An 11650-nucleotide genomic window follows, 5' to 3' on the forward strand; every position below is an offset into this window, starting at 1 on the left:
TTTCTGCGGTAACGGCTGCTTAGGGTTCCGCCCTGACGGCGGCTCACTTTTGAAAAGCGCAAAAGTAAGCAAAACGCTCTTGCCCCACCACTCGGCACCTCGCCTAGGCTCGGTGTGCCCTCTCTCCGGCCAGCGTGGTTTGACGGGGCGCCTGAGATCAAGATCAAAAGCAGATCAAGATCAAGAGCGACTCGCTTCGCATCGTGGTTACGGTTGGGCGCTACGGAGTTGTGTAGATACCTATCCCCCCATAGCGGTGACCCACCGCCATCGGGGGCAAGTCGAATCGTCGCACCGCCCCTCCCACATTTGGATCTGGGCCTCAGCAAACATAAGGTTAAACGTTTTTTGTCCTACAAAAATGCCTTTTAAACCCGACAGGCTCCGAGATCTGGCCTAGACTCATGACCGATGGGTCCGTTCCAAAACAAAAACCCCGCAAAAAAACTAAACTTTTCAACTCGGCCCTTGGTCAAGTTTTAAGGCAAGGCGAGCACTCCGCGATTCACGCTACATGCCCGTCCATCCAATCTTTTCAGTTAATTGTGCAACTGGCATACGCCTTGCCAGATTGTCGTGCGCTTGTGCGCTTGGCCGCAGGAAGCGGTCATCGAGCTAATGGCAGCGGGCCATTAGCTAACCAACACGTTGGAGAGAACTATGATCAGTGCCGCAGCAAGTATTCAGGGAGAGCGTGTTAGTCAGCCAGTTGGCGGGTCGACCTCTTTGGTCGTCGACCTCAACACGGTGCGGCCGGTGTCCAGTCATAACCCCAACCGAAAGAAAGTGCTGTTTGTCACGTCCGAGTTTGCCGACCTGGTGAAAACCGGCGGCCTGGGCGATGTGTCGGCGGCCCTGCCCCGCGCCATGGCTCACTTGCACGATGTGCGTGTGCTGATCCCCGGTTACCCGCAAGTGATGGAAAGCGACAACCCTATTCATATCATCGGCGAATTGGGTGGCCACGCTGCGCTGCCGCCGTGCAAGATCGGGCGCATGGACCTCAAGGATGGCCTGGTCATCTATGTGCTGATCTGCCCCGAGCTGTATGAGCGCGAAGGCACCCCCTACGGCGCCAACAATGGCCGCGACTGGCCGGACAATCACATCCGCTTCGCCCGCCTGGGCCTGGCCGCCGCCGACATGGCCGCCAACCTGGCGCAGATTCACTGGTGCCCGGACCTGGTGCACGCCCACGACTGGCCCGCTGGCCTGGCCCCGGCGTATATGCACTGGCGTGGTTCACGCACGCCGACCCTGTTCACCATTCATAACCTCGCCTATCAGGGCGTGGTGAGCCTGGGTTGCACCCCCGAACTGGGCATTCCGCCCCATGCCCTGCAACAGGAAGGCATGGAGTTCTACGGCAAGATGTCGTTTCTCAAGGCCGGCATGGCGTATTCCAGCCATATCACCACGGTCAGCGCCACCTACGCCCAGGAAATCACCACCCCGGAATTCGGCTGCGGCCTGGACGGTTTCCTCGCCAGCAAGACCCAGCAGGGCCTGCTCAGCGGGATTCCCAACGGGATCGACGAAAGCTGGGAAACCTCCACCGACACCCACCTGACCCATAACTTCAATATCGGCGACTGGGAAGGCAAGGCCATCAACGCTGCCCACGTGCGCGAACTGTTCGGCCTGCACGATTCCACCGGCCCGTTGTTTGCCGTGGTCTCGCGCCTGGTCTACCAGAAAGGCCTGGACCTGACCGAAGCAGTCGCCAGCTTCATCGTCGAAAACGGTGGCCAGATCGCGATCATCGGGCGCGGCGAGCCGGAAGAGGAACAAGCCATGCGCGAACTGGCGCTGCGCTTTCCGGGCCAGGTCGGCGTGCGCATCGGCTTCAACGAAACCGACGCCCGCCGCATGTTTGCCGGCAGCGACTTCCTATTGATGCCTTCGCGGTATGAGCCCTGCGGCCTGAGCCAGATGTATGCGCAGCGTTTCGGCTCGTTGCCGGTGGCGCGCAATACCGGTGGCCTGGCCGACACCATTGAAGACGGCGTGACCGGTTTTCTGTTCAACGAATCCACCGTCGACAGCTACAAGGCTGCCCTGGAGCGCGCATTTAAAGTGTTCTCCTTCCCCGGCCTGCTCAATGCCATGCGCAGCCGCGCCATGACCCAACCGTTCAACTGGTCGCAGGCGGTGGAACCCTACGCCGAGCTGTACGAACAACTGGTGGTTAAAGCACTGGGGAAATCGACTAAATAATCAAGAGAGGTCTTCATAGATGCCGTTACGGACTTTGGAAACCTGGCCCCACGGCGCACTGATGCTGGACGCGCAACACACGCGTTTCGCCTTGTGGGCGCCAGACGCGTTTTATGTCAGCGTTGAATTGCAGGAAGGAAAGTCCATCGCCATGCTGCCCCAGGCAGATGGCTGGTTTGAAGTCGAGACAGCCTGCCCTGCCGGCACGCTTTATCGCTTCAATATCGACGGGGAACGGGATGTTCCGGACCCCGCCTCCAGGGCCCAGGCCCTGGACGTGCACGGTTGGAGCCGCGTGGTCGACCCGCTCGCCTATCAATGGCGGCACAGTGAGTGGCAAGGCCGCCCGTGGCACGAAGCGGTCATCTACGAACTGCACGTCGGCGCGATGGGCGGTTACGCCGAAGTCGAGAAACACCTGCCGCGCCTGGCCGAGCTGGGCGTGACCGCCATCGAACTGATGCCCCTCGCGCAATTTCCCGGTGAACGCAACTGGGGTTACGACGGGATACTGCCCTACGCACCCCACGCCACCTACGGCTCCCCCGAACAACTCAAGCACCTGATCGACAGCGCCCACGAGCACGGCCTGGCGGTGATCCTTGACGTGGTCTACAACCACTTCGGTCCCGATGGCAACTACCTGGGCCAATACGCCAAAGGCTTCTTCCAGGAAGACGTGCACACACCGTGGGGCGCGGGGATCGATTTCGAACGCCGCGAAGTGCGGGATTTCTTCCTCGATAACGCCCTGATGTGGCTGCTGGAATACCGCTTCGACGGCCTGCGCCTGGACGCCGTGCACGCCATCGACAACCCCGGCTTTCTCCAGGAGCTGGCGCAGCGCGTGCGCCAGCAGGTCGATAGCGGGCGCCATGTGTGGCTGATGCTGGAAAACGAGCTCAACCAGGCCGGCCTGCTCAAACATGATTTCGACGCACAATGGAACGATGACTTCCACAACGTGCTGCACGTGCTGCTCACCGGCGAAACCGACGCCTACTACAGCGACTTCGCCGAGCAGACCACGGCCAAACTCGCCCGTTGCCTGGGTGAAGGCTTTATCTATCAGGGCCAGACCACCCGCCACGGCCACGCACGCGGCGAACCCAGCGGCGAGCTGCCTCCCACTGCGTTCGTGGCGTTCCTGCAGAACCACGACCAGATCGGCAATCGGGCCCTGGGCGAACGCCTGCACCAGTTGTGCCCGCCCCAGGCGTTGAAGGCGGCGACCGCGTTATTGCTGCTGTCGCCGATGATCCCGCTGATGTTCATGGGCGATGAGGTCAATGCTGCCGAGCCTTTCCTGTTCTTTACCGACCATCATGGTGAGCTGGCAGAGGCCGTGCGTGAAGGTCGACGCAACGAGTTCGCCGATTTCGCCGCGTTTCATGACCCCGAGCAGCGCGAACGTATCCCCGATCCCAACGCCTTGACGACCTTCCTGCAATCCAGGCCAACCCTGGCGGAAAACGAGCATGCCCAGCTCTATCGCCACTTGCTGAGTCTGCGCCATCGGCACGTGGTGCCTCATCTGCCTGGCAGCGTGGCCCTCGGCGCGCAGGTGCTGGCTGACAGCGCCGTCAGCGCGCGCTGGCGCCTGGGCAATGGCAGCGTGTTGCAAATCGACCTGAACCTGAGCAGCGAGCCCGTCGATCGGCAGGCTGCGTCCCACGTGATTTTTCAAACGCCTGCCGAGTCTGCGGCGGCGCAGTTGCCGCCCTTCAGTGCACGCGTGTCCTTATTCCCTGCTGGAGAACAGTCTTGAGCGATGCGAACCTGGAAATACTCGCCAGCCGCGCGGGCCTGGCCGTCGATTGGATCGATGCCAACGGTCGCCCGCAACATGTGAAACCCGACGCCCTGCGCGCCGTGCTCAAGGGGCTGGGTCACCCGGCCGATACCGAGGCCGACATCGAGGCCAGCCTGCAGGCGTTGGAACAGGTACAGCAGGATAAGCATCTGCCCCCGCTGATCACCGTCGACAGCGGTGAAGGCCTGGACCTCGCACGTTTCTTTGCACCGGACACGCCGTGCCGCGTGCAGTTGGAAAACGGCGAAAGCCTGGAGCTGCGTCTTGATGGTGATGCCGTGCTGCCCGGCGTGATCGCCCTTGGCTACCACCAGGCGCATATCGACGGCCAGACCTTCACCCTCGCTGTCGCCCCCGCGCAGTGCTACAGCGTGGCCGAAGCGGTGCAAAACGACCCCGCCCGCGCCTGGGGCCTCAGCGCCCAGCTGTACTCGTTGCGCCGCCTCGGCGACGGCGGTTTCGGCGACACCCTGGCCCTGGAGCACCTGGCCCGTTCGGCCGCCGAGCGCGGGGCCGACGCCCTGGCGATCAGCCCGATGCACGCCATGTTCAGCGCCGACACCGAGCGCTACAGCCCCTACTCGCCTTCCAGCCGGCTGTTTCTCAACAGCCTGTATGCCTCGCCCGGGTGCATCCTGGGCGAGCGTGAAGTGCGCAATGCCATCGAGGCCACGGGCCTGGCCGATGAGCTGCACGACCTGGAACAGCTGACCCTGATCGACTGGCCTGCCGCCGCCAAGGTCAAGCAGCGCCTGTTGCGCGCCCTGTACGACGATTTCCGCCACGGCCACCACCCGCAGCATGCCGATTTCCAGAGCTTCCGCCAGGCCGGCGGCGAAGCCCTGGAAAACCACTGCCGTTTCGAAGCGGTGCAGGCATTGCGCGCCGCCGCCGGGGAAGACCTCGACTGGCGTCACTGGCCGCAGGACTGGCGCACGCCGCAGAGCCCGGCCCTGGCGCAGTTTGCCGAGGAGCACCGTGATGAAATCGGCTATTTCGCGTTTACCCAGTGGTTGATCGCGCGCAGTTTGCAGCGCGCGCAACAGGCCGCGCGTGGCAGCGGCATGGGCATCGGCCTGATCGCCGACCTGGCGGTGGGTGCGGACGGCGGTGGCAGCCAGGCGTGGAGTCGCCAGGACGAATTGCTCGCCGACCTCACCGTCGGCGCGCCACCGGACATTCTCAACCGTGCAGGCCAGGGCTGGGGCATTTCCGCGTTCTCGCCAGAGGGGCTCAAGCGTCACGGTTTCCGCGCCTTTATTGAAATGCTGCGGGCCAATTTCGCCCACGCGGGCGGCCTGCGCATCGACCATGTGATGGGCCTGCAACGCCTGTGGGTCATCCCGAACGGGGCTTCACCGCGCGAAGGCGCCTACCTGTATTACCCGGTGGACGACATGCTGCGGCTGTTGGCCCTCGAATCCCATCGTCACCAGGCCATTGTTCTCGGTGAGGACCTCGGCACCGTGCCCGACGGCCTGCGCGAAAAACTCAGCAGCCGGGCGATTCTGGGCATGCGCGTGTTGCTGTTCGAGCAAAACCATGACGGCCAGTTCAGGCCCATCCTCGACTGGCCCGACAACGCCCTGGCCACCACCAGCACTCACGACTTGCCGACGCTCAACGGCTGGTGGCACAGCCGCGACATCGAATGGAATATCGAACTGGGCCTGATCGACGCGCCGACCGTGGATCAATGGAGCGAACACCGCCTGCGCGAACGCCAGGCATTGCGCCAGGCCCTGAGCCAGGACCCGCAGAACTTCGTCGATGAGATCCGCAACGACACCGACCATATGATCGATGCCAGTGTGCGCTACCTCGCCCACACCCGTGCGCCGCTGGTGCTGCTGCCCCTGGAGGATGCGCTGGGCCTGGTAGAACAACCCAACCTGCCCGGCACCACCGACACCCACCCCAATTGGCGCCGCCGCCTGCCCGGTGAAGCGTCCAGCCTGCTCGACAATGCCGGCGCCGCGCGCCGCCTCGAGCTGCTGGCCGTTGCGCGCAACCAAGCCTATGAGCGTGACCGATGAAAGCACTGCCCCTGCGCGCCACTCAGCGCCTGCAATTTCATAAAGGCTTCACCCTGGATGATGCGGTGCCGTTGGTGCCGTATTTCGCCCGACTGGGCATCAGTCACCTGTATGCCTCGCCCCTGCTCAAGGCGCGGGCCGGTTCGATGCATGGCTATGACGTGGTCGACCCTACGTGTGTCAACCCGGAACTGGGCGGCGAGGCCGCGTTGCAGCGCCTGGTCGCTGCGTTGCGCGAACACGATATGGGTCTGATCCTCGACATCGTCTCCAACCATATGGCCGTGGGCGGCGCCGACAACCCCTGGTGGCTCGACCTGCTGGAATGGGGACGTTTGAGCCCCTACAGCGAATTCTTCGATATTCAGTGGCACTCACCCGACCCGCTGCTCAAGGGCCAACTGCTGATGCCGTTCCTTGGCAGCGATTACGGCGAAGCGTTGCAAAGCGGCAGCCTGGTGCTGAAATTCGAGGCGGCGCACGGGGCCTTTTACGTTGAGCACTACGAGCATCGTTTCCCAATCTGTCCACGGGACTACGCACTGATTCTGGGCAACGACGAACCGCTCAGGCCGCTGGCCGAACGCTTTGCAGCCCTGGCGTATCAGGACGACGCCTACGCCGAAGCCGGCTGGCTGAAACAGGCGCTGGCCGAGCGGGCCAGCGAGGTATTGCCCGCCATCGAACAGCGCCTCGCCGCGTTCGACGGGCGCACGCCTGAGGGTTTCGACCGCCTGCATCGGCTGCTGGAAGAGCAGACCTACCGCCTCGCCAGCTGGCGCACGGCGGCGGACGACATCAATTGGCGGCGCTTCTTCGACGTCAACGAACTGGGCGGTCTGCGCGTGGAGCGCACGGCGGTGTTCGAAGCCACCCACGGCAAGATTTTCGAGTTGATCAGTGCAGGCCTGATCGATGGCCTGCGCATCGACCATATCGACGGGCTGGCCGATCCACGGGGTTATTGCCGCAAGCTGCGGCGCCGGGTGGATGCATTGTCGCCGCAGCGGCATTTGCCGATCTTCGTGGAGAAAATCCTCGGTGAAGGCGAGACCCTGCGCGAAGACTGGCAAGTGGACGGCACCACCGGCTACGAATTCATGAACCAACTGTCATTGATGCAGCATCACCCGGACGGCTTCGCGCCGCTGGCCGAGTTGTGGTCGCGCCACAGCGAACGGCCGTCGGCGTTTATCGACGAGGCGCGGCTGGCCCGCCAGCAAATCCTCAACGGTTCGTTGGGCGGCGACTTCGAAAGCGTCGCCCAGGCGCTGCTGCAAGTGGCCCGTGACGACGTGATGACCCGCGACCTGACCCTGGGCGCGATCCGGCGGGCGTTGCAGGAACTGATCGTGCATTTTCCGGTGTACCGCACCTATATCAGTGCTCGCGGGCGCAGCGCAGCCGACGACAAGGTCTTCCAACAGGCCATGGAGGGCGCGCGCAGTACCCTGAACGAGGGCGACTGGCCGGTGCTCGATCACCTGGAGAAATGGCTGGGTGGTCAACCGTGGCGCAATCGCCCGCTGGGCCGCGAGCGCAAGATGCTCAAGCATGCCTGTGTGCGCTTCCAGCAACTGACCTCGCCCGCCGCAGCCAAGGCTGTGGAAGACACGGCGTTCTATCGTTCGGCCGTGTTGCTGTCGCGTAACGACGTGGGTTTCAGCACCGAGCAGTTCAGCGCGCCGTTGGCCGATTTTCATGGGGCCAACCAGCAGCGCTTGAAGACGTTTCCGCATAACTTGCTGGCCACCGCCACCCACGACCATAAACGTGGCGAAGACACCCGCGCGCGCCTGGCGGTGTTGAGTGAATGCGCGCCCTGGTATGCCGAGCAGGTCGAACACTGGCGCAGCCTGGCGGCGCCGTTGCGCGAGACGGCTGACAGCCCATCAGCCGGCGACGAGCTGATCCTTTATCAAGTGCTGCTCGGCAGTTGGCCGCTGGAGCCGAACCCCGACCTTGAGGCCTATCAGCAACGCCTCTGGCAGTGGCAACAGAAAGCGCTGCGCGAAGCCAAGCTGCAAAGCAGCTGGAGCGCGCCGAACGAGGCGTATGAGCGCGGCGTCGAGACGTTCCTGCAAGGCGTATTGCTCAGTGAAACCGGCAAGCCCTTGCGCGACGCGCTTGCCGACGCAGCCCAGGCCATCGCCCCCGCCGGCGCCTTGAATGGGCTGGCGCAGACTTTGCTTCACCTGAGCGTGCCCGGCGTACCGGACGTGTACCAGGGCGATGAGTTCTGGGACTTCAGTCTGGTAGACCCGGACAACCGGCGTCCGGTGGACTTCCAGGCGCGGCAACGCGCGCTGGATAACCCGGCGGACATCGGTGAGCTGCTGTCCAACTGGCGCGACGGGCGTATCAAGCAAGCGGTGATCGCGCAGGTACTGGCCTTGCGCAAGGCTAACGTCGAGCTGTTCAGCGACGGCGCCTACACCGCCCTGGAGGTGGTTGGCCCACAGGCCGATCATGTCGTTGCGTTCTGCCGAGAACTGCAGGGCAGACACGTGTTGGTGGTGGTGCCACGCTGGCCCCGGCGCCTGCTCGAAAATGCGCTGCAACCCCTGATTCCTGCCCGGATTTGGGGCGATACGCGGGTGAAATTACCGTTCGCCGCCACAACACAAAACTGGAAGGGACTTTTTCAAACAAGCGCAGTCACACCAGACAAGGAGCTGTTGATCAGCGCTGCCCTGGGGGATTTCCCGGTCAATGTCTTTATCAATGCCGATATTCAAGAAAGCTGAACATTTTCTGAGGAGTGTGTGATGAGTAATGAAGACAAACGCATCCGCGAACTGGCCCATCAGATCTGGGAGTCCGAAGGCAAACCCCACGGTGAAGATGCTCGTCACTGGGAAATGGCGCGCAAGCTGGCCGAAGCCGAGGCATTGACGCCAAGCAAGCCCAAGCCGGCCGCCAAGCCCAAGACAGCGCCCAAGCCTGCACCCAAAGCCAAGCCTGCGGCGCCTGCCGCCGCCAAGCCTGCGCCAAAGAAGCCCGCAGCACCGAAAAAGCCCAAACCCTAAGCTTATCGATCGCCGCGCCCCCTGAGCGCATCGCCGTCAGGGGGCCTTTATCTATCTACGTCATACGCTGAATAACTGTCAGTACGGCCGCGTTCGGCCCGAAAAAAGAACCCTTGCAGGAGCAACACCATGAGCCAACCCGATAAAGCCTCAACCACGCCGGACCATGAGCCGTCGCGGATTCGTGAAGGCCTGCCCTTCCCGCTTGGCGCCACCTGGGACGGCCTGGGCGTCAACTTTGCGCTGTTTTCCGCCAACGCCACCAAGGTCGAACTGTGCCTGTTCGACGCTGCCGGTGAAGTGGAACTGGAACGCATCGAGCTGCCCGAATACACCGACGAAATCTTCCACGGCTACCTGCCCGACGCCCACCCCGGGCTGATTTACGGCTACCGTGTGTATGGCCCTTACGACCCGGAAAACGGCCATCGCTTCAACCACAACAAATTGCTGATCGACCCCTATGCCAAGCAACTGGTGGGCGAACTCAAATGGTCCGAAGCGCTGTTTGGCTACACCATCGGCCACCCCGACGACGACCTCAGCTTCGACGAACGCGACAGCGCGCCTTTCGTGCCCAAGTGCAAGGTCATCGACCCGGCGCACACCTGGGGTAATGACCAGCCGGTGCGCGTGCCATGGGACCGTACGATCATCTATGAAACCCACCTGCGCGGCATCAGCATGCGCCATCCTTCGGTCGGCGAATCCGTGCGCGGCACCTGCGCCGGGCTGATGGAAGATGACGTGCTCAAGCATATTCGCCAGTTGGGGGTGTCTTCGGTCGAGCTGTTGCCCGTGCATGCCTTTGTCAACGACCAGCATCTGCTGGAAAAAGGCATGACCAACTACTGGGGCTACAACAGCATCGCGTTTTTTGCCCCCGACCCGCGCTACCTGGCCAGCGGCAAGATCGCCGAGTTCAAGGAAATGGTCGCGCACCTGCATGAGCAGAAGCTCGAAGTGATCCTCGACGTGGTCTACAACCACACCGCCGAAGGCAACGAGCGCGGCCCTACCCTGTCCATGCGCGGCATCGACAACGCCTCGTACTACCGGTTGATGCCTGACGAAAAGCGCTTCTACATCAATGATTCCGGCACGGGCAACACCCTGGACCTGAGTCACCCCTGCGTGCTGCAGATGGTTACCGATTCCCTGCGTTACTGGGCGACCGAGATGCACGTCGACGGTTTCCGCTTCGACCTGGCGACAATCCTCGGCCGCTATCGCGACGGCTTTGACGAACGTCACAGCTTCCTCGTGGCATGCCGCCAGGACCCTATCCTGCGTCAGCTCAAACTGATCGCCGAACCCTGGGACTGCGGCCCCGGCGGCTATCAGGTGGGCAACTTCCCGCCGGGCTGGGCGGAATGGAACGACCGTTTCCGCGACACCGTGCGTGCCTTCTGGAAAGGCGATGACGGCCAGTTGGCGGACTTCGCCGGACGCATGACCGCCTCGGGCGAAATGTTCAACCACCGTGGGCGCCGGCCTTACAGCTCGGTGAACTTCATCACCGCCCATGACGGGTTCACCCTGCATGACCTGGTGTCCTACAACGACAAGCACAACGAAGCCAACGACGAGAACAACCAGGACGGCAGCAATAACAACCTGTCGTGGAACCATGGCGCCGAAGGCCCTACCGACGATCCGGAAATCAACGTGTTGCGCCTGCGCCAGATGCGCAACTTCTTCGCCACCCTGCTGCTGGCCCAAGGCACGCCGATGATCGTGGCCGGCGATGAATTCGCCCGCACCCAGCACGGCAACAACAATGCCTACTGCCAGGACAGCGAGATCGGTTGGGTCAACTGGGACCTGGACGACGACGGCAAGGCGTTGCTCAAGTTCGTCAAGCGCCTGATCAAGCTGCGCCTGGCGTACCCGATCCTGCGCCGTGGGCGCTTCCTGGTCGGTGACTACAACGAAGATATCGGCGTAAAAGACGTCACCTGGCTGGCGCCGGATGGCAATGAAATGACCACCGAGCAGTGGGAAGACAGCCATGGCCGTTGCCTGGGCATGCTGATGGATGGCCGCGCTCAGGAGACCGGGATTCGCCGTGCCGGTGCCGACGCGACGTTGTTGCTGGTGGTCAATGCCCATCACGACATGGTCAATTTCCGTCTGCCACCGGTGCCCCAGGGCGAGTACTGGAATTGCCTGCTCGATACCAATGACCCGGCAGTGCGTGGCCAGGAGCGCTTTGAATTTGAGCACGAGTACGCCGCCACCGGCCGCTCGCTGCTACTGTTTGAACTGCATCACGACGACGAGGTGTGAAATGGCGTTGCACGGATTCCTTTCCGGCTACCGGGGCTATGCCAATACGCAAGCCCTGGGTAATGCCTTAAAGGACCTTCAGGAAGAAGGCCTGGACCAGCTGCCCTTGCCCGGCAGCGGCCAGACGCTGGAGCGTTACAGCGGGCTGGCGCAAGTCGCCGGCCATGACCTGCGCTTGTGCAAACTGTTCGAAGGTCACACCGACGCCCTAGCGATCATTGCCGAACTCGACAGCCCGCTGCCGCCGTTGGGCAGCACCTGGGGGA

Annotated in this window: 6 protein-coding genes and 1 pseudogene; all 7 read left to right on the forward strand. The window is 62.8% G+C overall.

Features of this window, described 5'->3' with window-relative positions:
* Positions 1-660: 660 nt before the first annotated feature.
* On the forward strand, positions 661-2217 hold the full coding sequence (gene glgA, locus BFP96_RS07705) for a glycogen synthase GlgA (RefSeq protein WP_065885553.1): 1557 nt from the start codon (positions 661-663) through the stop codon (positions 2215-2217).
* Between the two features lie 19 nt (positions 2218-2236).
* Positions 2237-3985: a malto-oligosyltrehalose trehalohydrolase gene (treZ, locus tag BFP96_RS07710; RefSeq protein ID WP_065935966.1), complete on the forward strand. Its 1749-nt coding sequence runs from the start codon at positions 2237-2239 to the stop codon at positions 3983-3985.
* Entirely contained in the window at positions 3982-6066 is a 2085-nt protein-coding gene (malQ, locus tag BFP96_RS07715) for a 4-alpha-glucanotransferase (protein ID WP_065893247.1), read from the forward strand. The genes treZ and malQ overlap by 4 nt, the downstream gene beginning before the upstream one ends.
* A complete protein-coding gene (locus BFP96_RS07720) occupies positions 6063-8813 on the forward strand; it encodes a malto-oligosyltrehalose synthase (protein ID WP_065935967.1) in 2751 nt (916 codons plus the stop codon). Before malQ ends, BFP96_RS07720 begins: the two co-directional genes overlap by 4 nt.
* Before the next feature lie 21 nt (positions 8814-8834).
* Positions 8835-9095, forward strand: a complete 261-nt coding sequence (locus tag BFP96_RS07725; protein ID WP_065885546.1) for a DUF2934 domain-containing protein — start codon at positions 8835-8837, stop codon at positions 9093-9095.
* Positions 9096-9224: 129 nt separating this feature from the next.
* Positions 9225-11384, forward strand: coding sequence for a glycogen debranching protein GlgX (gene glgX, locus BFP96_RS07730; protein ID WP_065935968.1), 2160 nt, complete (start codon positions 9225-9227; stop codon positions 11382-11384).
* Position 11385: 1 nt separating this feature from the next.
* Positions 11386-11650, forward strand: a pseudogene (locus BFP96_RS07735) (acyl-CoA dehydrogenase); the annotation flags it as partial.

It is taken from the genome of Pseudomonas sp. 34 E 7 (genome assembly GCF_900005715.1).
Taxonomy (GTDB): domain Bacteria; phylum Pseudomonadota; class Gammaproteobacteria; order Pseudomonadales; family Pseudomonadaceae; genus Aquipseudomonas; species Aquipseudomonas orientalis_A.

Excerpts from the sequence above, each read along its gene's own strand:
- glgX (WP_065935968.1), top strand. The coding sequence starts at position 9,225 with ATGAGCCAACCCGATAAAGCCTCAACCACGCCGGACCATGAGCCGTCG.
- BFP96_RS07720 (WP_065935967.1), top strand. The coding sequence starts at position 6,063 with ATGAAAGCACTGCCCCTGCGCGCCACTCAGCGCCTGCAATTTCATAAA.
- treZ (WP_065935966.1), top strand. The coding sequence starts at position 2,237 with ATGCCGTTACGGACTTTGGAAACCTGGCCCCACGGCGCACTGATGCTG.
- BFP96_RS07725 (WP_065885546.1), top strand. The coding sequence starts at position 8,835 with ATGAGTAATGAAGACAAACGCATCCGCGAACTGGCCCATCAGATCTGG.
- glgA (WP_065885553.1), top strand. The coding sequence starts at position 661 with ATGATCAGTGCCGCAGCAAGTATTCAGGGAGAGCGTGTTAGTCAGCCA.